The organism is Helicobacter bilis (genome assembly GCF_001999985.1).
GTDB classification, from domain to species: Bacteria; Campylobacterota; Campylobacteria; order Campylobacterales; family Helicobacteraceae; genus Helicobacter_A; species Helicobacter_A rappini.
In genome coordinates, this window is sequence record NZ_CP019645.1 from 2,571,075 (window position 1) to 2,595,077 (window position 24,003).

The following is a 24,003-nucleotide window of genomic DNA, read 5'->3' on the forward strand; positions in this document are numbered from 1 at the left end:
TGCTTAAGCCCTTTTATTGAGTTCTTCTTCATAGAGTTTTGCAAAAATTAACTCATACTCTTCACTACCCGGAATTAACTTTCGTTTATAATTTTTGATTTTTTCAACCGCATTATCATAAGCATGCTCGTGGAAATCAAAATAGGAATCAATAGATTCTATAACAAAGTTTTTCACAACATTTTCTGGCACATTAAAATCAATATAGCTTTCTTCAAAAAGTGCGTCTAGAATGTCGTGTGCTAATTGGCTGTAACGCTCTTTATATGAAAGTAGAAAGCCCTTTTCTTTTGCAAGCTGCTTTTTTATCATTGCAAAGAGTTGCTTTTCATTGACCTCATCTTCTTCAATTGTATCTTGGTGTGCTTCTAGCAATTCCCTTGCTTTAGATTCTATAGCGTATTCTTGCTGCATATCTTCTTTTATGAGTGTTGTGGTAAGGCGGTTTAGATTCGGTAAAGCGGCATTAATTTGGACTAGATTTGAGCGACTTAACTCAAGGATAATGCGTTCTGCTAAGAATTGTGCGTGTTGTGGTTTTAGTTTCATGATTTCCCCTATTTAGAACCATTTGCATTATGTTTTTATTAAAATAAAAATGCTTATTATAACATAAATTTATCAAGGCAATAAGATTTCACAATCATATCTCATTGACAATAAAACCTAGTCGCGGATACTCTTCTAATCGTGGCAATACAATCTCTTTTAATGCTTGCTGCAGTGGCAGGGCGTGTATGCCGATAGAAAGGGTATAATCTCTAAATTCTAGTGTTATCTTTTTCTCTTTGGCAAGGGCGACACTTAAAGCAAAAATAAAGCTTAGAATCTGCAGGGCATCGTGTTCTGGCAAAAGATTCTCAAGTGTTTGTGTGATGATTTTTGGTCGCTTTTTATGTGAGGATTCTAAAAGTGTGGCAATCGTATAACGCTCTTTATGTCCAAAGCCATAATGCAGGGAATGCAATGCAATATAGGCACTATGTTTATGTGCTTGATAGAAGTTAAAGTTTGCACCAATATTATAGAGTTTGCTAGCAACCTGCAAGGCTTGCAGGTGAGAATCTTCTAAGTCATAAGGCTCTTTTAAAAGATTAAAAAGTGTTTTTGTGTGTTTGCTGATTGTTTTAGAATCATCAAGGCTTGTGAGAAAAATATCTTGCAAGGATCTTACACTTGGGTTAATATCATTTGGAAGCTTTCCATGATGATAACGAAGCATATCGTTTAAAAACGCCCCCTCACGCACACCAACACCACTTATAATAAGCTTTTTCGCACTCAATTCCTCTAAAATCACTTGTAAAATAAGTAAGCCCGGTCGTATAGAATCTATACGCCCCTCTTCAAAGCCACTCTCTAAAAGCCATTCATTACTTGCATGTGTAATGGTCTCTAAATGCTCTAAGATATTCTCCACACAAAGCTCATAGCCATGCAGAAAATTAAACGCATAAGATTCTAAATCCATTTCATATTTTGCATACGCGCGAATGCTGCCACCTATCCCAAAAACATTAAGATTGTTCATAAAAGATGAACTCGCACAAAAGGCTTTAATATCCTTGATATGTTCTTTTACATACTTTCTTACATACCTATATGCTTCTTGCATGTTATTGTGATCAAAAAATAGCTCTTTTAAGCGGATACTCCCTAGATTGAGTGATACCATCGTTTGTATCACGCCATTTTCAATACAGGCAAGCTCTGTGCTACCACCGCCAATATCAATGGTAACACCACTTTTTTCATGCAATAGATTCGCACAAGCTAATGCTCCATAATAGGCTTCTTTCGTGCCGTCTATAACCTTTATAGCAATGCCACATTCCTTTTTCACTTGTGCTATAAACTCGGCTTTATTTGGTGCATCTCGCAGGGCTGAAGTCGCCACACAGATAAGCTTTCTACTCTTTAGTGAATCACTTACTTTTTTAAACTCTTTTAATGCGTTTAAAGCCCTTGCCATTGCTTGTGGTTGCAAGTAAGAATCATGCTCGTAACTTCCTTCAGAAATACGCACTTTTGACTTTAACTCATGGATAAGGTGGAATCCGTAGCGACTTGTTTTTTGAAAGATCGCCATTCTTGCCGAGTTTGATCCAATATCTATAATCGTTGTAATTTTTGCCATAGTTATCCTTTATAAGTAAGGTCAATGCCCCATATCTTTTGTATCAATAATCGCATCAACAGGGCAGACTTCTATGCAATTTGGGCTTTCTGCATAACCCGCACAAAGAATACATTTGTCTTGTGCGATGATATAAATGGGCTCTCCAATGCTAATGGCTTGTGTAGGACATACATCGCGACACGCATCACAAGCAATACATTGAGTAAGAATGGCGAGTGAAGACATTTTATTTCCTAATATTTTGTGTTAAAGATTTTGGTTAAAAACTTTGTGTATTATACAATAAAACTTAAACTAGAAAACTATGTGATAGTTTTGTTTGATGATATTTTTAGAGTGTTTTATATAGGGGATAGGGCTAAACACTTCATAATATTTTGCTATAATTTATGATTTTTGATATTTGGAATCTCTATAAAGTAAATATTGTGTTAAGTAAAATTTTTAGTATAAAATCCAAATAGAGTTTAGATTCCAAAAAAGAAACACAAGTAGTCAATAAAGGGGATTTATGGTAAAACAAGAAGATACGCAGTTTGCCTATACTTATATGAATGCGAATATGCATACACCACTTGCAGTATATAAGGGCATTAACGCACATTTTTTATTAGAATCTGCTTCACTTGAAAGTGGTAAGGGGCGATATTCTATAATCGTTCGTAATGTAAATTTTGGCTTACAAAAAAGAGATAAAGACTATACATTTGAAACCTATATAAAAGATTCTCCAAAAAATGGGGCAAATAGTTTTTCTTTGTCAAATCTTACAGATTATGAAGAGTTACCCCCTTTTTTAATGCAGCTAAAAGATTCTATTCTTTCTATACAAAATAACCGCATAAAAGATAAGCCTAGTTTTGATTTTTTAGAGCTTGCAAAGGTGTTTAGAAATGCTTTGCCTAAAATCCCAAAGATTTTAGAATCTCTGCCCTTGCCACTTGGTGGGCTAGGCTATGTTGGCTATGAATTTTTTAGTGAATGTGAAAATGTGGTATTTCAGCAAGAAAGCCTATATAATGCACCTGAAGCCTTGCTTGTATTCCCGCAAGAATGCGTTGTATTTGATCATTTTTATGATTCTATGTATATTGTGATAAATTCACTAGATAATGGGGCTAAGGCAAAGCTGGAAGCATTGCAGCAAGAGATTCTATCACTACAAAATACACAGACAAATGAGCTTTTAAACGGGCATAAGGTTTTAGAATCTAGCGTTGTGTATGAAGATTCTAAAGAATGGTATGAAGCGAATGTAGCAAGGATTAAAGATGAGATTTATAAGGGCACATTTTTACAATGTGTGCTTAGTCGAGCTATCGCCATTAAAAGCAATATGAATCCGCTGTATTTCTATGAGACATTAAGACATAATAATCCAAGCCCATATATGTATTATTTAGATTTTGGGACATTTAGCGTTATTGGGGCTAGCCCTGAAGTCATGCTGCAATGCAAGGATAATATACAGACTTTGCGACCTATCGCTGGGACTAGAAAAAGGGGGGCAAACGCACAAGAGGATAGAATCTTAGAGCAAGAATTGCTAGAAGATGAGAAAGAGAATGCAGAACATTTAATGCTTGTTGATTTAGGGCGAAATGATATTGGGCGAAATGCTAAGATTGGAAGCGTGAAAGTAAATGCGTTTAAGGTTATTGAGCGATACTCAAGCGTTATGCATATTGTATCAGAGATATGCGGTGAGATTATGGAAGGGCGGGATAATAATGATTGTTTTAAGGCATGTTTCCCTGCTGGAACGGTGAGTGGAGCACCAAAGATTGAAGCGATCACAAAACTCGCACAATATGAGACACATAAACGATCTATTTATTCTGGTGCGATTTTGTATTTTACTAGAAATGGCGATTTAGATTCTGCGATTACTTTGCGTTCTGCGGTATTGCAAGATGGGATCTATTATTTACAAGCTGGAGCAGGCATTGTCATGGATTCTATCCCTACGAATGAATATATTGAAACATGTAATAAAATGAAAGCCCTTTATGATATTTTGATACAACCAAAAGGGCTTTCATTATAGGGATTAGAGTTTTAGAATTTCTGCCCTTATAGGTGAGCGCAGGGTTTAGGGTGCGAGATAGCAAGAATTTAAAATTCAAAGCAATACAGACTTTTTGCTTATATTTCCATAAGTTTATGTTAAGTTATTTTGCTTGTATTGCGAAAATTGCAAATACAACACATAGTAGAGTTTTATAACGTGAATATTTAATTTAATGGACTGCCTAATAATTTAGAAACCAGGTTCTAGGCTATAATAATGTAACCAAATCTCCATCAACCTAACAGCGTCTTGAGTTTCATTCAATGTAAAAGTGAAATATATGTCCCATGTAATTGTGATAACTATCATATAAATAGCGAAAATATCAACTTTAGTTTCTAATAGTAACTGGCATTTTCTAACGACTAATTACCGCAAGGTAACAATAAGAAAAAGCATATTGTGGCACCATTAGACTCACTTAGTTTAGATTTCATGCAATGATTAAAAGCTATTCGTCCCAGAAATACACCTAAAATTTAGGCAATACTCCATCATTAAGATTAATAGTTTGCACATCACCTATAAGGGCGGTGCTAGATTGTGCTGCCATTTTGATTTCTCTCTCTTCGTTTCTATCTACAAAAAGCGTGTATTTGCTATTGTATTCAATCTTTATTGTGCGTGTTTCGCCATTGCGATTTTTTGCTAGAATGAGTTCTGCTTCATGCACCTCTGGGGCTTTGTATTGCTCCTCTATTTCAACACTAGAATCTTCGCTTTTACTCTTTTTCTGCTTTGCGATTCGATTTCTCGACTCCCTTTCTTTATACACCTCATCGCGATATAAAAATAAAATCACATCAGCATCTTGCTCGATAGACCCACTCTCGCGTAAATCCGACATAATCGGTCGTTTATCATCTCTTAGCTCTAAGGCACGATTAAGTTGTGATAATGCAACAATAGGGATTTTTAACTCACGGGCAAGATTCTTTAATCCGCGACTAATCTCAGCGATAATCTCATGTCTAGCCGCTGCATTCGCATTTGACATGCCAGACATAAGCTGGAGATAATCAATCATAACAATGCTTACACTAGGGTCTTTAATCTTTAGCTTCCTTAGCTTTGTGCGGAGTCCTGCAAGGCTTAAATGTGGGTTATCATCAATATAGATATGTGTTTCACAGAGTTCTTGAGCGGATTTTGAAAGCTTTGTAAATTCATTATCATCCATACTACCTGAACGCACATTTTGCAGTGGCACCATGCTTTTTGCCGAAAGCATTCTTGTCATAAGTTGTTCCGCTGGCATTTCAAGGCTAAAGATTGCTACACCTTTTTGACTGCTTAGAATCTTTAAGGTCATGCTAAGGATTAGGGCAGTTTTACCCATCGCAGGTCTTGCACCAATGACTATTAGCTCACCTGCATTAAAGCCTGTGGTAGCGTTATTTAGCTTACTAAAGCCTGTATCTATACCTTTTAAAGCACCATGCTTTGCTTGATTCTCTTTAATAAGACGCATGGTAGATTCTACAACTTCATAGGCATTTTTAAACGCATTATTTGTATCTTGTATGCTTAGGGCATAGACTTTTTGCTCTATATCTGCAAGGATATTTTGTGCGATAGAATCTGGCTTCATACTCTCATCTCGCATAAAGCTTGCTAGAGAAAAAAGATTTCTTTTAATAGAACTATTTTTAATCATTTTGACATAGGTATCTATGTCGGCAATGGGAGATTCAGCAGCAATTAATGCAATATCATCAAGGCTTACTTTCATGCTTTTTTGCATTTCTATACAAAGGAATTCGGGGGTAATGGGCGTCTCATTTCTATGCAGATTCTCACATGCCTTAAACATTTCAACATGCAAGGGCAGTGAAAAATCTTGTGCAACTAGACTATCACATATCTCATCAAACTTATCTGGACTAAAAAGAATCGCAGATAGCACAACCCTTTCAATCTTGCTTTCTAGCTCTTGCATGTGTTTCCTTTGCTTTGTGTTAGTAATGATAGCTGTTACAATACAATTTCATTGTGGTAATATGATAAATAGAGATTATGTTACATGTATTTCACACGCAATATTTAAAGCCTTGTCGTGCGTATAGAATCTGTCATATCTCTTTGTGTAACTATCTTTAGATAGTCATTATAGATTTGCTTATAGTTTGGCAAAATCTTTTCATTTAGCTTTGTAAAGGGATAAATGCTAAAATTCTTTCTATTTTTATCATAATAAGTATAGATGAGATGTGTATGCAGGTCATGCAGGGTTATCTTCTTGCTTTTAGAATCTTTTTTGATTGTTACCCCAGCAAACATTCCAACGCGTTTTTCCAAGCCTTTTTGTGCAGAAATCATATTGCCAAGCGAATAGATTACAAGCGTGTTATTAATCCACTCAATAGGCTGCACGACATGGGGATGATGACCGATTATTATATCCACACCAAGTGTTGAGAGATAGTGTGCGAATTCTTCTTGCTCTTTATTTGGCTTAAAATCATACTCATTGCCCCAGTGCATTGAAACCATGAGTAAATCCACTTTATTACGCACATTTTCTATGTCTTTTTTTAGCATTTCCTTATTATACACATTGACTAAATATTCTTTATTCTTTGGGATAGGTATGCCATTTGTGCCATAAGTGTAGGCAAGTAGCGTGTAGGTTATACCATTTTTTTCATAGATTTTTGCTGTGTTTCTTTCATTTTCACTTATATAGCTTCCAGCGGCAATCACAGGCTTTTTACTCCAATACTCTCGTGAGTTTATAATCGCTTTTTCGCCACGATCTAGTGTGTGATTATTTGCAAGTGAGATGAGATTAAATCCTAGATTAATCATGCAGTCGCCAAATTCCTGCGGTGAGTTAAATGCAGGATAGCTACTTAGCCCTAGCTCTTTTCCACCTAGAATTGTCTCTTGATTATAAAAAGCTAGGTCATATTGTGAGATAAGCGTGGCTGTGTGTATAAACATTTTACTAAAATCATAGCTAATTATGGGCTTTGCTTTAGAATCTTTTTCTTGTGACAATGTGTATTTTGCGTCATTATATACTGCGGTATGCAAAAGTGCATCACCACCCATTATAAGTGTGAGTTCATTATTTATCTTAGATTCTATAACTTTAGAATCTTTTTTTATCTCTTGCTGCTTTTTCTCTTTATCACTGCATGCTATGAAGCTAAATATATAAAGGCATAGAAAGCATAAAAGCATGAGATTATAGAATCTAGTTTTATTTGTGATGATAGGCATGATATTCCTTAAAAATTATGGGGTTATTATTTTAAAAATGTGTGAATTTTAGTAGTGTTTTATTAACAAAATATTATGGTTTTATCTCTTAATCACAAAGATTCTAATACTAGTTTTCATGCCTTGCAAATATTAGAATCTATATAAAAGTAACGCTATATCCCTAGATTCTGTTCTAGTCCAAAGGCAGCATCAAGTATTGTTTGCTCACTAAAGGCACTGCCTATAAATTGCATTCCTATGGGTAAAGGCGATTTTACAACTGGAAGGCTTATAGCTGGAAGTCCTGCAAGATTCACACCGATAGTGTAAATATCGCTTAGATACATTTCAAGGGAGCTTTTTGTAGCATTAAATGTTGGGGCGACATTGGGGGCTACTGGAAGCAAGATTGTATCACATTCGCTAAAGATACTTGCATATTGCTGTCTAATGAGTTCTCGCACTTTTTGAGCTTTAAGATAGTAAGCATCATAATAGCCACTACTTAGCACAAAAGAGCCTAGCAAAATGCGTTTTTGCACTTCATCGCCAAATTGCGCGCGTGTTTTGAAATATAAATCCTGCAAATTCTGCCCCTCTATACGACTGCCATATCTCACACCATCAAAACGCGCAAGATTGGCACTTGCCTCTGCCATAGCGATAATATAATACGCACTTATATGGTGCGTGGTATCAAGCATTTGTGCTTTTATGATGCTATGCCCCATATCTTCTAGAATCTTAATCGTGTCATAATAGGCTTTTTGCACCGCTTCATCTGCATCTTTTACAAAGTCTTCTAGTATAGCAATCTTTAGAATCCTTTTGGGATTAAGCTTATCAAAAGTCTTTGTAGGTGCAAGGTTTGCACTTGTCGAATCTCTCTTGCAAACTCCGCTAATAATATCAAGCAAAATGCTTGCATCTTCTACATTTTGCGTAATCGGTCCAATCTGCTCTAAACTTGAGCTATATGCCACAAGTCCATAGCGAGACACTCTACCATAAGTTGGCTTTAAGCCCACCACACCGCAATAGCTAGCAGGCTGCCTAATGCTTCCACCTGTATCACTGCCTAGACTAGCTATGGCAATCTTAGCGGCGACTGCTGCGGCACTCCCACCGCTAGACCCACCCGGCACACGACTTGTGTCAATTGGATTTTTCGTGCGACCATAGCAGCTTTTCTCAGTCGTGCTACCCATGCCAAACTCGTCCATATTTGCCCTACCAAACGCACACATATTAGAATCTTGTAGTTTAGTAACCGCTGTTGCACTATATGGGGATACATAACCATGCAAAATCCTACTCGCACAAGTGAGTTTAGAATCTTTTACGCAAATATTATCTTTTATTAGAATGGGAATCTTGCCTTTATCATTTTCGTTTAATTCAGGCGTCTCTATATAGGCGTTTAGTTCTTGTTTAGCTTTAATATCTTGTATCATTTGTTCTTTAAGAGATTCTATCTCATTAGCATGTAATGCCATAGCTTGTTTAAGTGTTAGCATGATATTCCTTTATAAAAAGATGAAATTATAACAAAAATTTAAGAATTATTTGGTCTTATATGCTTTTTGTGGAATGTGAGAATCTAGAGTCGTTGTGATAGTGTTAAGATTATGATTTGATACATAATCCTAATGTGTTAAGCAATAATAAAATACTAAGAATGTAGATATAGCTTATTTTTTCCTTAGTATGACTTTATCTCCCACTTTTTCTACATCATAACCTCTCAACTTATTTAAAACACCAACACCACCTGCAGCTACGGCAATAGCAACCGCTGTAGTAGTTGCCCCCACTCCCAATACCCCAACTGCCGCTGGAGCCGCTGCTGCTACTGCAGCGGAGCTAACACCACCTGTTGCTGGAGCTGCAACAATCGCTACAACAGCAAAACCAATTGCACCTATCGCTATTGCCCAAGCCACTTTACCTGCTGCTTTAATTTTTATTACCTTGCCACCTAAACCCAACTCAATTTCAATATAATCATCACCTCTTTCAATAGCTGCTGCTAACTCTTTTTCACTACTTATTGCCATAAAAATCTCCTAAAAATAAAATTAAATGTAGATAGTAATATATATATATATATAGTAAATGTTTATAAAATTTAATGTTAATTTTATGTATCCTTCTTTTCTTTTCTCTGCATAGCTTCTCTCTCTCTTTTTTCTAGGATTCTATCCTGCATGTATTTATACTTTTCTTCATGTTTGAGTGAATCTAAGTCTTTATAAAGCCTTTTATATGCTTTTACTACATTAAGGATAGCTGCTGCCACACCATAGCCAAGCCCCACCCATATAAGCCAATAATACCCAAGCCATTTATATAATAGATAGCCTATCCCAAGCCCTAAAAGCACTGCTACAATCATTGAGATTCCAAGTGATAGGTCATTGGCACTGCGAGTTAGAGTCTTTATCTTACCATCTTTAGAATCTGCGTTTTGAGAATCTCTTTCTTTGGAGTTTTCTTCTTGTGGTGTCTTATCTGTGTTTTTTGTAGATTCCAACTCATTGTTATTTTGAGTCTTTGAAACAAAACCTCGTTTAAATTCCATGTTAGATGCTTCGCGATGTCCAACATGACAAGTTGTTTTAGAATCTTTTTCTTGCTGTGTTTTATCTACACCATTTCTAAAATCTAGCCTCTCAATCATTTGGGTATATGCAGGGCATAGAAGTACATCCTGTTTAGATTCTAAGGACTTGTTGTGTTGATCTTTTGAAAAAGGCAGACTATCTTTATTTAAATTTGTTTTGGAATCTACAAGCATTATTCTATGTCCTTTGAGTCCGTTGTAGCTTTATGCACTTTTTGGCAAATAACATACACATGGCACACAATGACACAAAAAATACAGCTTAAAGCTTCTTTGGATTATAACTAAACTTTTTAAATGCTGTATTGTGGTTAAAGTGTAATGCATGAAAATAAATGTAGGGGCTCTATAGTTAGTATAGCACAATAAGGCTTGCGAATGCAATCACAACGCAAACAATGATATATAAATACAGCAATAGAGATATTTCACTTTAATCTTTGGAAGCTATCTTAGCTCTAATGCTGGATTGAGTATAGAAGCAAATACAATAACAAATAAGCAGATTTATAGACAATGGCTCTGCACTGGTTGGGACGGCTGGTGGGCAATAGGGGATAGATATAAAAGGTCATATTGGGCGAATGAAACACAAAATGTAAAACTCTCTAGTGGGGCGTATGATGGGGATTTGTTAGGCACAAGTGGCGAGGTAAAGTTTGGCGTATTTAAACTTAATCCTAATGAAGTAGTCAATATATCTGTTGGAGAAGGCTTTGTAAAAGGGCATGTAGATATAGTGTATTTTGAATTAAGAAATGGCAATGATGAAGCTATTACTAAACCAAGTCAGCCTAATGATGTAACTGCTGGTATTCCTTTACCTGCACCTACTCCACCACAAGTAACACCAACACCGCCGCCGCCTTTGCCTTTAACTTTGGGGATAAAACCTGAAAAGCTAGAATTAGAAGTAGGGACTACACAAACAATAGAGATTATCACAAATGCTACAAGTTATACAAGTAATATGCAAGATGATACTATTGCAAGTTTCAATGAAGCTACAAAAGAAATCACTGCAAATCTTCAAGGTGATACTATGCTAACTATTGAGGGCATAAGAGATAATGAGAGTATAAGAAGGGCGGTAGCAATAAAGGTTATTGAAAAACAAACAATAATCAATCCTACACCACCAACTACCACACCACAAAACACACCTAAAAGCATAAATTTCACAAGTCTTTTACCTAACTTGCAAACAATGAATACAGAACAATTAAGCTTTATGTATGTTATAGGCTTTGTATGGCAGGAATTATTTAAAATCGCACAAAATGATAATAATATGACTTTGCTGCATACAACTATCACTGAAAAGAGAAAGAAAGAATTGCAAGATTTATATGATACACAAAGAATAAACTACACACAAAAGCAGACGCTAATAGGTTATGCCCCTGTTGGCTATCAAATACTCTCTACACATATAAGTGCTTATCCATTCTTACAAAGCAAAGATGAAGCACATTTGCAAACACTAGAAAGCCTTATTATCGAAAAAGAGAGTGTAGAACAAGGCATGACCTTTACACATGCTTTTAGCGAAGCAGTAAAAAATATGAGTAATGAAACTTTTACAGATAATTTAGAAGTATGGATTAAAGAAGCACAAGGGGTTATAACAAGGACAAGGCTTGAAGACCCTATAAATCAAACACCACAAGGGCTAGACTCTTTAAATGTAGTTTTCTCTAAGAATCCAAATAGCTATATTGCAAGGAATGAAACAAGCGATGAGTTAAAGATAGATAGATTTAATTGTGTTTGGGAAGACCCACTAGAGACTGATTATATACATGAATTGTTTTGGTTTATTGTATATGATGAAGCTAAAGTAGGTTTTGATATGCAAAAGGTAAAAGAAACATGGATAACACAAAAAAATCATGCTGGGGATAAGAATGTATCTAATACGCCTGAAAAAAGACAAAATTTTATCAATGTAGGAAATAATATTCAAGTAGGGGCAATAGGGCAGATATTTAGAAAAGCCTACTTTACTGATATGAAAGATGAGCTATTTGAAGCTTATGATGTAGCACCTTATAAGATGAGATTAAAAGAGAGTATCTATCAATTAAGTAAAGAAGACTTGCTAGAGTTATTTACTAGGGCATGTCAAAAGGTGTATGCGATAAGTAAAACTTAGTGTGGCAATCTTGGCGGACACTTTTAAGGGAATTTTCACTTTTTGTTTCGGTCATGTATTATATATACACTCCCTCACAAAAAGCTTAATAACCCTTAAAATTGTCTCGCAATATTGCCACACATAGTATTACTTGATGTGGATAATAACCGACATATATTTAATTCTTAACATCTGCTATTCTCATGCAAATACTTAAAAAAGGCATTGCATGGGATACATACTCACACCAACACAAGCAGAAAATGATAATAAACTCATTAACAATACACTTGAAAGCTTAAAGACTACAAACCTTTTAAAACAATCACAAGATACTACCATTAATCCTAATCTAAGCACACAGAATACACAAACAACACAATCATTGCAATTACCACCAAAATTGCCACAAGGAAAAATCCCACAAATTAACACAGATTCCACAAAAAATACACAAAATCCACAACATAGCAACACACAAAAAAATATCGGTAATGCTATCAGTATGGGTAGCAATGTCTTATCTATGCAAACAAACCAAAATACACTCCCACAAGCTAACAATACAACACCACAAACACATACAAACACCACACCTACACAAGCAAAGACTAACGCAAATAACACACAGACTACACAAAAGCCCTTTAATACTCAAATAGCCCTAAGTAGTGATAAAGATTTCAAACCACAAAGTGAAATGCCACAACAAACACAGATTCCACAAATACAAACACCACCTAAAAAAAGCAGACTACAAAGAGAGATAGAATCTACAAAGTATGCAACAAACTTTAATCAATCAGCATATACAAGAAATACAACTGCATTCTTAGGCAAACCGCATGAGTTTAGCAATCATAAACTAGCTATGGCAGCAAAATTAAGGCTATTAGAAAATTTCGATAGTAATGCAAATATAGATGATGAAGTCTTTCAAAGATATAACATAATAGATAATGCAGTAGCAGCCCTAGAGACTGCTAAAAAGATACATGGGGAAAACTCTAAAGCATATAAAGATATTTTAGACCAATATATGCAATATGGCATATTAAAAGATAATGGCATTAAAGATTATGCAAGTTTGGCAGAGTTTTATAATAAGGGCGGTAATGTAGGGATTAAGACAGAGTTTAAAGGAAGTGAGGGCAATGCAAGTGGGCTAGATTCTGTTGATGATAAAGAGAGTAAAAATACAATAGGCAATGATAGCATTAAAGCCTTTGCAGAACAAAAAAGAGATTTTATGAAAGGAGAGCAAGATAAAAGCTATGCTAATGGTTGGTTTAATCATTTATTGAAAGATAAAGTGCTAGACGAGTTTAGTAGTGATTCAGTTGAAAACTCAATAGAACAAAATAAAGCTGGATTAAGTGTTGATAGGCAACTTGGCATATTAAAAAAAGAAGAAATAGATAAAGCCTTAAAGCAAGGCTTAGATAAGGTTAATAAAACACAAGGTAGGCATAAAGATGAAAAAGACGCTACACAACAAGAATATAACAAAGAGATAGCAAAGCGTTTAAAGCCTAACTACTTGCAAGAAACATGGCAAGATATAAATGTAGTTGATAATTTCAATAAAGGAAATTATGCCGCTGCGGCAGGAAATGCTGCAGGTGGTTTGACTAAATTAGCATTAGATGGGGCAGCTATGACACTTGAAGGTGCGGCTGATACTATTTTTCATGGAATGACAAGAGATGCCTTTAAAAATAAGGCTGAATTAGTCTTAGATGAATATAATCTGCCAAATTGGAGTGATACTAGTATGGGGGAGTATATAGCTAAAAGCAGAAAAGAAGGCAGTGATTATGATGATTTTTTAACCTTTGTAGGAAGCCTTCAAAACTCACTAGTAGCAAGTAAAAAGGCAGAAGAGATATGGGATAAGGAAACAAGAGATAAATTAATAGAATATGTAGAAGCACAAGGCAGCCCTAAAGAAGCAAAAGCATGGGAAAACTTGGATAAATCAATCACTAAGCTAAAACAAGAATGGGATAACTCCCCTGCTAAAGTCTTAGCAGATAGTGATTTAATCGCTAAAGCTATGACGATGAAAAATCAGCATGATTATGGCAGATTTGTATTCAATCTTCTTAAAGAGCCTGAAAAAAATATGGAATTAGCACAAAGCTATATCAATGATTTAGAATATATTTTAAAAACAGATGATAACTTTAAAGATGTAGATGAAGTAGCACTAACAAGAAGCGGACAGGTAGTTATAAGAAAGGGCGACCAGTATCAAGCGTTAGAACAAGGCTTTTTAGAAAGCATACTGCACGGAATACATGATAGTGCCGCAGAAATTACTTCATCTTTAGGTGGGGCTTGGTGGGGACTTAAAAAAGCCCTTAAAAAACCGAGCAAAAATTATTGGCAGACTGCTGCAAAGGCTGGAGTATATTCTAGTGCTGGAGCTGCTGTGGGTGCTGCGGCTGGTGCTATTGCAGATGAAGAAATAAACTCATGGACGACAGGTTATAAAAATAAAGATGGCGGATTAAAAAGGGCAGCAGAAGCAGCTACATTAAGCATAGCAGGGGATATTATTATAGTAGGTGCTGGAGCTGGTATAAAGCAAGGCTACAAGGCTATTAAAAATGCTAACCTTGATGGCTTAAGTGGAATTGGCAATAAGATTGTAAATGAAACTCAAAAGTTAGCAAATGGCAATGTAAATGCAGTTACAAACTTCCTAGCTAAAAATGCACTTGATAATAACGAGAGAGAGGCTATAAAAGAAGCCGCACAAAAAGAGTTTTTAAATGGAAAAAGTCTTGCTGATTATAAGAGTGATTCAAGCATTCCTAAGCTAGAGAGGCTTAAAAACGCTTGGCAGTATGAAAAGTTTATCAATAAAGAGAGTATGACAAAAGGTAAAGACAAGCTAGAAGCCTTAAGTAAAGAGTTTGAAAGCTTTCAAACTACAAGTATGGAATCTAATCGTCCTATTATGAGTTTAATGCAAGATATGTTTGAGGGCAAGGCTACAAGACATGAAAGAGAGAAGTTTTTACGCTTTGTAAGTCAAAATGAAGCTTTGCAATCTGCTTTAAGTGGTGTATTAGCTAAGAATCCTACACTTGCACTAAACTTTGGGCAGTTTATAGATAAAAGGGCAGCACAAGTAGCAAAAAGCATAGAGAGTGAAGCCCTTACGCAAAGAATGTTTAAAGATATGGATTCTAGCTATGCAAAAGGCTTAAAGGATAGATATGGTAAGGTAGAATATGATATTAAAAGGACACTTGATAATATCAATTTTAGTAGCACTGGCACAAAAATAGCTGATATTTTAATGGATTTAAAAGAGAGTATCCCACATGTAACAAACGCAGGGCAGACTATTAATGCAATGCTACAAAAGCTACAAGCAAGGGGTATTAAAAGCTTTGATGATGATATGCTTGAGTTCATAGAGCCAAATCTAAATATTGATGATTTACTCAATATCCGCAAATACTACAATGATATATTAAGAAGTAAAGATTTTAAAAATGCAAGTTTCAAACATTTACAAGCCATTAATAAAGAGATAGATTCAGCAGTAGAGAATGCCTTGCAAGATATAGCACAGCAAAGTGGCATTAATACAGCAAAGCTTTTAAAGAATTATAAAGATATAAACAAAGAGTATGCAGACTATGCGAAGTTTAAAGAGAGTGATTTCTATAAAGATAGTGTAAAGACTAAAAAGAGAGAAAAAGACTTAAGCGAAGATAACTTTAATAAAGCTATACTCAAACAAGCACAAAGAGAAGAAGGCTTTAATAACAAAGTCTTTAATCGCATTGCAAATAATACTGATACAAACTTACAAGCCCAAGCTATAAAAGAACTCATACAAAGAAATATAGCCAATGGGAATGGACAATTTAGGGCGGTTAAATGGCAGGAATTAATACAAGATTTAGAGAAGATAGAACATAGCATTACAGATGAAGGCTTAAAGAATCTAGTCTCAAATCTCAAACAAGCACAAAGGCTATATAATGGCGATAATGAGTTTTTACAAGCAATACAGCGAAGTGTAGGAAGCAAACCTGCAAATGTATTAATAAGCAGTGCTAATGGATTATTTGGTAGAACGCTTTTATTATTCTATAACTTCGTGCATAAGATAATGGCTAGATTTGCAGGGGCTTTAAGTGAAAATCTAGCACATCAAAGCTTAGAAGACCAACTAAGCCTTTATAGAAAGGTAAAGATTCTATGCGGAAGTATTGCAAGGCAATTTTAAGGGTTATCGAGTGAAAGGCGAAGGGAGTGTATTAAGCATACATGACCAAGCCTTGAGCGAAGATTCCCTTAAAAGTGTCCGCAAGACAACGCATTTAATTTAAAGAGATACAAAAGACTTTATATATGTCAGCATAGATTCTATCTCTAAGAACTTGCCAAAAGAGGATAAAGAAACAAGCAAGGTATTAAAAGAGTTAGAATACTGGAAAACACAATTTGACAAAGATGATATAGCAAGTTTCTACACCATAAAAGACGCACAAGAAACTCAAATTGCAATCACAGCCAATAAACAAGAATTACAAGAGAGAAAAGAAGTTATAGATAATGCTTTGAGTGAAGCTAGAAAAGATATAGAGACTATACAAAGAGAAGTTATAGAATCTAATCCTAACTTCATGCCTACTAGACAAATAGATGACTTTGACAATGAAGCAACTTATAAAATGGAAGTAGAGTTTGATAAACTCGGTATGCAAGAGTTTCAAAGAAAAATAGAGAGTGGGGAAATACAGCTAGATAAACCTACTCAAAAGACACTAGAGAATGCCTATTCACAATATAATCATTTATTACAAAAAAGAGAACTGCTAGAGAAAGACTTGCAAAGCTTTAAAGCCTTTGATGATAACAATATCTTAAAGACAAATAGCACTCTTATAGCACAAACACAAAGGGTATTACATCAAATACAAGATGATATTAGCTTTACCAAAGAAGCTATAAAAGATATAGAGAGTGAATTAAGCACAAGTAATAAAGCTTTAATACCTTTAAATACTCATGCAGAGACTAAAAAAGAAATCCATGCTTTTAGTAATCTTTTAGTCCCAACACAAACACAAACGAAACCAAGCTTTGCTACAAACTTAATGAAACAAGATACACAAGGCTTAATCCCTTATAACACACCACAAGACACTAAACTACTAGCATATAATGAAACAAAGCTACTAGAGTATAAAGAGACACTACACGCCCTGCAAAAGCTAGACAAAAGCTTTAAAGACTTTATGAGTATGCCTTTTAGCATTATTGTAGATTCTAAAGGTAATGCCCTGCCTTTAACTTCTCAAGCTATAAAGAATTTTATATTTCATAATCTTTATAAAGAGTTTATGAGTGCTACAAAAGCATTAAATAAGCCTTTAGCACAGCTAGACTTTAAACCTTTAAGTAATGAGATAAAAGCACTGCCATATAAAGCTAATGCTAACCTAAAAGCACATTTAAGAGATATTAATGCTAAGACTAATGACTTTTTAGATTCTATGCAGGAGTTTAAAAACACTACAAAAGAGATAAAGCTATTGCCATATAATAAACCTAGTGAAAATGAAGTAGTAGCAGTGGATAGGTTTAGGAATGTGTTGGGGGATAATTTCACTACAAAGCCAAACAATGATAAACCTATCACAGATTATCAAGTAACAATGGAAGTAGAGCCTTATGTAAGAGACTTAGCAAAGCTTAAAGGCAATGAAATATATGCGGATTTACAAAACCTAGTGAATAAACATAGAGAAATGTTTGACAAGCCAAGCGATGTTTTTAAGCTTATAAAAGAGATTAAGAAAAACCCTGAATTCTTTTATAACAACAATAGGCTAGATGCCGCTTTAATTGTAAAAAGATTAAGTGATAATAAAATCGGCAAAATGGGAGTTAAAAAAGATGATGGCGAAGTTATACATGCTACAAAAGTAAGAGAGAAAGATTTAATAAGATTAAAAAAGGTAAGTGATAAATTTGCGGATAGCGTTGGTATTATCCAAACTTTCACCCAACAAGGTAGCAAAAACGACAAATCGTTGAATGGGCTACCAAACAATGAGACTAATCCTACCACAAAACAAGAAATAAGTAAAGAGATAGAATCTAAAAGCACACAAGAAAAAGAAAAAAAAGAAAGAATGCACAGGGGTGTTTATAGTGTCTATTACGATGACATAATGATTGATTTTCGAAAAAAATACGACCCTGATGATGATTTGTGGTTTATGAAACATGCAAAACTTGAATACAGCGATAATGGAGAAGAAGTTTATGCAGCACTTAAACACCTTAATGAAGTTAGAGATAATGTATCAATCAAATATGATGATTATGTAGCTGCAACAGAACAAGTCAAAAACTCTCTCAATCGTGCTGCTTTAGACATTATTGATGATTTTAAAGCTTGTGATGAAGCACTTGAAGCAATAGAAAAAATACAAACTAAATTGCTTGATGACTATCCATTCAATCAAAAAAGAGATACAACAAAATCACAAAAGCATAAAAATATAGAATCTAAAAGCACACAAGAGATAGTTAAACAAGTAAAACAAAGTGGCAAGAGTGTAAGAGAGAGACAAGAATTAATAGACAAAAACAAAACTACCGAAACTTTCACAGATAAGCAAGGAAATACACATAGTGTAAAAGATTTTTCAAATCACTTACATACACAAGCAAAAGAACAAGAGAGTAATTTCAAAGGCTTTTTACAAGGTTTAAAAACCGAAAATAACGCCATAATAGACACACATATAACAAAATCAATAGAATCAATAGAAAGTAAAATAAGGCGTAAAAATGGAAATACAGATGACATGGCAGACTTCTTAAGGGCTAGTATTTTAGTGGATACAAACAAAGACTTAGATACACAATTATTAAATCTAGTCAATGCACTAGAAAAGCAAGGCATACGCCCAAATATCGAGCTAAAGCACAGAACAAGCGGTTATAAAGGTTTGCATTTACAATTTGAATTTAATGGCATTAAAAGCGAGATACAACTCCACACAAAACAAGGCTGGGAAATTAAAAAGAAGCAAGATGAGATTTATCAAGTTTTGAGGGAAGAGGAAGTTAAAGGAACGCTGAGTTTTGAGGAAAGACAAAATCTAATGCGTAAAAGCAAGAGACTAGGCGAATCTCACGAGTTTTCTATAAATGATTTTGCTTCGTTTGAGCCAATCTCAACAACATCTTCATATTCTGAAAAATCAGTATTACGACTAAAAGAAGTAGAATCATACTCAAGCCAAGAATCCTTTTTAAACTCAAAGCCCCTATTATCAGAACCCGATAAAGCATACAACCGATTAGATTCTACATTAAGCCAAAAAGATAATCTCTCTGGCGGAAGTGGAAACAAATCTTTAGAATCCATGCAAACTCCTTTAACAAATAACCACATTATACCACAAAACCTGCCAGAAGTCTATAAACACATGTTAGATGAAATCGACAAACAAGCAAAACAAGATTATAAAACAAGCATTGATAACTTGCAAAACGCCCTAAATGATACAGACTTTAAAGCCACATTACTGCAAGGTTACAAACAAGTAACAGATGACGCAATTGAAAGCTTAGGACTTGATAATCAACTCACAAATACTTTAATACGAGAAACACAAAAGCTAGAATCTAAACCAAATATAAGTCTAAGCGAAGCGATAGAATTACGCAAAAATATAAATGAAATCATGCGAAATTATGAAAAAAGCAGCAGTGATTTAAAGAAATTTAGGGCAAATAAACACCTAGATAACATAAAAGATAATATCGATAATGCTATTAAAAATGCCTTAGATTCTAAAGTCGCACAGAATGAAGTACATTTAGGGCGTAATATTGAAAGTAAAGATGTCTCGTTGAGTGAAGTAAAAACATATCTAAAGCAAAATACACCCAATGCAAACGCATTAGATAAAGAAACAGCCATTAAACTACTTGATGAAATTCAAGGCGAACCAATCCCAGCACATTTAAGCACAGATGAGTTTTTAAACGGATTTAGTCATATAGTAAATAAAGAAAACTTTGTAACTCACTTGCAAAAAGCAACAGATTCAAAACAAAGAATAGAAGCCCTAAATCTAGTCGAACCAACACAAAAAAGACCAGATTTTACGCTAGATACAATCAATAAAGATGGGCAGCCCACAAAAGAGTTTATAAAAGTTTTTCAAGCCGAAAAGAGAAATAAATTTTATGTATTAATAACAGCTAGAGATAATGAAAACTTTCTTTTAACAGGAATGCCAACAACTAAATTAAGAGAAGTAAGAAAAAGAATAAACAATGCGGAAGCTATAGAAGCACGAGATTCAGGCGTGGTTTCGTCCGCACAAAGTCCTATTGATAATACGCCAACTCCAGCAAACAATCCTACCCAAAAAACATTAACGCGTCAAGAAGCAGACGAACTTTTTTCAAACTTTCAACAAGCAAATAAAAACTACGCACAAATAAAAGAGTCTTTAAATGACAAATTTGCCAAAGCCCTAACCAAAGGCATGAATAAAAAAGACTTAGATTCAAGACTTACCATAGAGCAATGGAAACAAAGAGTGCTAGACACACAATGGGGTGATAGCATAAAAGGGCTAGAGAACACAATATTTAAAAACTTTAATCCAAGAATGCAAAAACACACACAAATGCTAACAATACTTAGGGCATTAGACAGAAATGTAAAGCTAAATGATGATACATTCCCAATTGATTTTACTAAGATTTTAAGCGATATTGAGAATCTAGAAAAGCTTACACTGCACCCTGAAATCTATCCTATACTCGATACTTTTAAAAGCTATGCTAAAAGCTATCAATTCGCCCAAGAAATAAGCAAAGCAAAAGCATTAGAAAACCAAGTAGGCAGCGGTGCATTAGCCACAACACTAGAGGGCAGAATAAAAGTCTTTTTAACCAATAGATTATTTAAAAAGCTTTTTGCCTTTATCCCTTACATAGGCGATAATGCAGCCATAACAAAAGCCTTGCAAAGTGCTATAAAAGATTTAAAATACCCAAGTGAAATCACACTAGAAACGCTTAAAGTGCTAAATAAAGCAGATTTAGACAAAGGCTTTAAACCCATAAAAGATAAAGAGAATAAACCAAGATTTGAATACAAGGCAAACACACCTTTAAGTGATAAAGAATTACAGAGCCAAATAAGAGGTAATACACAGATATTAACCCCAAAAGATACAAGCGAGATAGAAGCCATTGCAAGTAATCCACTCATTCAAAACATGGAGAGACAAGCAAAGTATAATGAAGAACTCACACAAAAAATAAGCCAATTTGAAGCAAATAAAGAAAACATTCAACAAGATATATTAAATAATCTAGTTGTTGCCACACAAGAGATAAAGCAAAACACAGAGTTATTAAAACAACTAGCCCAACAACTCACACACAATAACCCAATCCACACGCCAAATAAAAGCATAATAAAAGCAGAGGCAAATAATGAAACCTATTTCATAACAACAGATAAAAACAACATCACAGCCATAGAAAAACAAGAATTGCAGCTAGCACAGCCAAAAACTTATGATGAGTTAATGCAAAGAGACAAAAACGAAAACGCAACACTAGAATCATACAGAGACCAATATGCAGATATAGCAGAGATAAAAGAAGCACAAGCACAGAAGCAATTGTTGTTAGAGTATAAGCCAGAAGTTGCGAAAGCTAGTGAAACAATAGAAAAAGGCGTAGATGAAAAAATAAAAGTGTTACCTAAAATCAACTTAAATACAGCAAAAAGAGGCGAGATAAAAGAATACTTGTCGCAAATTTTAAAGCCGATTTTAGACAAACCTTTGAGAAATACGCAGGGCTTACAAGCCTATTTAAATAACGCTTCAATCGATAAAATGATAAGCGATAAAGCCATAACAAAAAGCGTAGAAAACGGATTTAGTAAGCAAGAACACTTAGAAGCGGTGGCGGATATAGAAAGGCTTTTTAGCATCTCTAAAGAAGCAATCGCACACAGCCACAGAGAGAATAACCCGGGCGTAATCATTCACAGATTAAACGCACCTTTTAAAGAATCTAATGCACTGATAACGACAAAAGAAAGCCTAGATAAAAATAAAAATAGAATATATAGTGTAGAGTTAGAATTAACCCCTCGCTTCAACACTTCTACACGCCCGACAGATATAGAAGCTAACAAGGGCGGTTTTAACTCACTAAATGGACAAGGCGGACAAAACTTACCGACTATTGCTAAAACCGATACCGACATTATACCACAAAAGCTAACAGAACGCATAAAAAACGATTTAGATTCTAACGATTATGCAGAAATGCTAAAAAGTTTAAAGCAATTAGAAAATAAACAAGCAGAGATTGATACATTTACAAATGAAGCCAACTTAATACGCAACACTTTAGAAAAGCAAGAGACAGAGAAATATGAAAAAATAGTAAGTCCTTTATTTGATAAATATCCAATAATGAAAGAGTTTTACAATGAAAGAGATATAAATACACATATCTATTTTAAACGCTTTAAAAACGAGTTTTTAGAGCGATACAACACGCAATATGATTTCTTTACTTTAGATGAAAAAGCCTTTCTAGCTAAATATCCAAATTTTACTCAACAAGACTATAAGGAAGCTACAACACAGAATCTAAAAGCCTTAAAAGATAAAAATGTAAGCATAAATGAATATGTCTCTTTTGCTAAAGAATATATGGATATTGTAAATAATCCTGTTTTTGAAAAGATGGCGAAAGAAATTGATTCTGTAGATAAAAAATATTGGGATACTCACTTTGAGATGAGTGAGCAACGGGATTCTAAAGTAAATGAAATCATTGCCATACTTAAAAAGGATATTGACTCTATTGATATTGCAAACAAGGCAGATGTTAGCATTGATAATTTCCATAAATTAGGCAGATACCTTGCATTTATGAAGCAGCCTGAATTTGGATTTGCTAACAAACTGACATTCACAAAAACTGGGTTTTTTGGAAAATTTTTAGAACAGACAGATATAAAACAACGAGAACTTTTAGGCGAATTATTATCAGTAGAAAAACTTTTAGAGAAAGAAGGAAAAGCTAACAGAGTTTTACAAGATAGGCTTTTCACTATATTTAGGTTAATGCGAGGGGAAGAGTTACTAGATAGAGAGATAAAAGATGTACCATTAGCAAGAGAGTTGATAGAAAAACAGCTAAACATTAAACCCATAAAAGAATTTGGCACAAACTATGCAGAACATTATCACAGCGGCGAGACTGCTATACAAAAACTCATAAATGAAGCACAAGCACATAAAGAAAGCGGAGCTAAGGGCGAGTATAAAGGACAAGTTGCAGGGGCATTTCATCGTAAAGAATTGGGGGATATTGATTTAGTATGGGGGAATGAGAAAATAGGCTTACAAAAAATAGTAGAAAAACATTTAAACGATTTTGCAGACTTTGCAGGAAATAATCCTTATGAAAAAATGTCAAATGCAATCAATGAGATTATACAAAATGGCAAACTACTTACTGAAAATGGAGTAAATACGCTATGGTATAAAAATGGCGATGAGTATTATCTCGTGGGAATCTCAAAAGGATTTAATAAACAAGGTGATAACAATTGGGTTATAACAAGCTACAAGAAAGATAATATTACAAATTTGCAAAAAGAAAAAGTGGATAAGCTATTCAGTAGCGATGCCTAAGTCCTTTCCGCTCAAGGCAAATTTAATGAGTTAGAGACTCTTAACTCAACTACTACCAACATTATACCACAACAAACCCTAGAATCT

Annotated in this window: 12 protein-coding genes; 4 read left to right on the forward strand and 8 right to left on the reverse strand. The window is 34.6% G+C overall.

Going from position 1 to position 24,003, the window contains the following annotated elements:
- Nucleotides 1-3: 3 nt before the first annotated feature.
- The 3 genes from XJ32_RS11405 to XJ32_RS11415 form a co-directional block, all read right to left on the reverse strand.
- Nucleotides 4-549: a DUF507 family protein gene (locus tag XJ32_RS11405; protein WP_004086899.1), complete on the reverse strand. Its 546-nt coding sequence runs from the start codon at nucleotides 547-549 to the stop codon at nucleotides 4-6.
- Nucleotides 550-643: 94 nt separating this feature from the next.
- Nucleotides 644-2,137 (reverse strand): Ppx/GppA phosphatase family protein, encoded by a 1,494-nt coding sequence (locus XJ32_RS11410; RefSeq protein ID WP_077389928.1) that lies wholly within the window; start codon nucleotides 2,135-2,137, stop codon nucleotides 644-646.
- Between the two features lie 21 nt (nucleotides 2,138-2,158).
- Entirely contained in the window at nucleotides 2,159-2,365 is a 207-nt protein-coding gene (locus tag XJ32_RS11415; protein ID WP_077389931.1) for a DUF362 domain-containing protein, read from the reverse strand.
- A 286-nt stretch (nucleotides 2,366-2,651) separates the two neighbouring features.
- On the opposite strand from XJ32_RS11415, the gene XJ32_RS11420 reads away from it, so the two are divergent.
- A complete protein-coding gene (locus tag XJ32_RS11420; RefSeq protein ID WP_077389934.1) occupies nucleotides 2,652-4,187 on the forward strand; it encodes an anthranilate synthase component I family protein in 1,536 nt (511 codons plus the stop codon).
- A 496-nt stretch (nucleotides 4,188-4,683) separates the two neighbouring features.
- Here the strand turns inward: XJ32_RS11420 and dnaB are convergent, their stop codons facing one another.
- The 5 genes from dnaB to XJ32_RS11445 all read right to left on the reverse strand — a co-directional run bounded on the left by dnaB (nucleotide 4,684) and on the right by XJ32_RS11445 (nucleotide 10,215).
- Nucleotides 4,684-6,150 (reverse strand): replicative DNA helicase, encoded by a 1,467-nt coding sequence (gene dnaB / locus XJ32_RS11425; protein WP_077389937.1) that lies wholly within the window; start codon nucleotides 6,148-6,150, stop codon nucleotides 4,684-4,686.
- 104 nt (nucleotides 6,151-6,254) lie between these two features.
- Nucleotides 6,255-7,436, reverse strand: a complete 1,182-nt coding sequence (locus tag XJ32_RS11430) for a CapA family protein (protein ID WP_174566024.1) — start codon at nucleotides 7,434-7,436, stop codon at nucleotides 6,255-6,257.
- A 155-nt stretch (nucleotides 7,437-7,591) separates the two neighbouring features.
- Nucleotides 7,592-8,935, reverse strand: a complete 1,344-nt coding sequence (gatA, locus tag XJ32_RS11435; protein WP_077389940.1) for an Asp-tRNA(Asn)/Glu-tRNA(Gln) amidotransferase subunit GatA — start codon at nucleotides 8,933-8,935, stop codon at nucleotides 7,592-7,594.
- Between the two features lie 174 nt (nucleotides 8,936-9,109).
- Entirely contained in the window at nucleotides 9,110-9,475 is a 366-nt protein-coding gene (locus tag XJ32_RS11440) for a PM1101 family membrane protein (RefSeq protein WP_077389943.1), read from the reverse strand.
- An 83-nt stretch (nucleotides 9,476-9,558) separates the two neighbouring features.
- The gene (locus XJ32_RS11445) at nucleotides 9,559-10,215 is read right to left on the reverse strand and encodes an AtpZ/AtpI family protein (RefSeq protein WP_254422389.1); all 657 of its coding nucleotides are present in this window, start codon (nucleotides 10,213-10,215) and stop codon (nucleotides 9,559-9,561) included.
- Between the two features lie 295 nt (nucleotides 10,216-10,510).
- Between XJ32_RS11445 and XJ32_RS11450 the strand changes: the two genes are divergently transcribed.
- From XJ32_RS11450 to XJ32_RS12375, 3 genes are all read left to right on the forward strand, one after another.
- Nucleotides 10,511-12,196 carry a hypothetical protein gene (locus XJ32_RS11450; protein ID WP_254422390.1) on the forward strand — a complete coding sequence of 562 codons (1,686 nt, stop codon included), beginning with the start codon at nucleotides 10,511-10,513 and terminating at the stop codon, nucleotides 12,194-12,196.
- A 211-nt stretch (nucleotides 12,197-12,407) separates the two neighbouring features.
- Nucleotides 12,408-16,430, forward strand: coding sequence for a hypothetical protein (locus XJ32_RS11455; RefSeq protein ID WP_077389946.1), 4,023 nt, complete (start codon nucleotides 12,408-12,410; stop codon nucleotides 16,428-16,430).
- Between the two features lie 154 nt (nucleotides 16,431-16,584).
- Nucleotides 16,585-23,916 (forward strand): putative barnase/colicin E5 family endoribonuclease, encoded by a 7,332-nt coding sequence (locus tag XJ32_RS12375; protein ID WP_167620003.1) that lies wholly within the window; start codon nucleotides 16,585-16,587, stop codon nucleotides 23,914-23,916.
- The last annotated feature ends 87 nt before the right edge of the window (nucleotides 23,917-24,003 follow it).

What these genes read in the sequence shown, in the direction of transcription:
- XJ32_RS11415 (WP_077389931.1), bottom strand. Translation starts at nt 2,365, where the DNA reads ATGTCTTCACTCGCCATTCTTACTCAATGTATTGCTTGTGATGCGTGT.
- gatA (WP_077389940.1), bottom strand. Translation starts at nt 8,935, where the DNA reads ATGCTAACACTTAAACAAGCTATGGCATTACATGCTAATGAGATAGAA.
- XJ32_RS11410 (WP_077389928.1), bottom strand. Translation starts at nt 2,137, where the DNA reads ATGGCAAAAATTACAACGATTATAGATATTGGATCAAACTCGGCAAGA.
- XJ32_RS11405 (WP_004086899.1), bottom strand. Translation starts at nt 549, where the DNA reads ATGAAACTAAAACCACAACACGCACAATTCTTAGCAGAACGCATTATC.
- dnaB (WP_077389937.1), bottom strand. Translation starts at nt 6,150, where the DNA reads ATGCAAGAGCTAGAAAGCAAGATTGAAAGGGTTGTGCTATCTGCGATT.
- XJ32_RS11430 (WP_174566024.1), bottom strand. Translation starts at nt 7,436, where the DNA reads ATGCCTATCATCACAAATAAAACTAGATTCTATAATCTCATGCTTTTA.
- XJ32_RS11420 (WP_077389934.1), top strand. Translation starts at nt 2,652, where the DNA reads ATGGTAAAACAAGAAGATACGCAGTTTGCCTATACTTATATGAATGCG.
- XJ32_RS11445 (WP_254422389.1), bottom strand. Translation starts at nt 10,215, where the DNA reads ATGCTTGTAGATTCCAAAACAAATTTAAATAAAGATAGTCTGCCTTTT.
- XJ32_RS11455 (WP_077389946.1), top strand. Translation starts at nt 12,408, where the DNA reads ATGGGATACATACTCACACCAACACAAGCAGAAAATGATAATAAACTC.
- XJ32_RS11440 (WP_077389943.1), bottom strand. Translation starts at nt 9,475, where the DNA reads ATGGCAATAAGTAGTGAAAAAGAGTTAGCAGCAGCTATTGAAAGAGGT.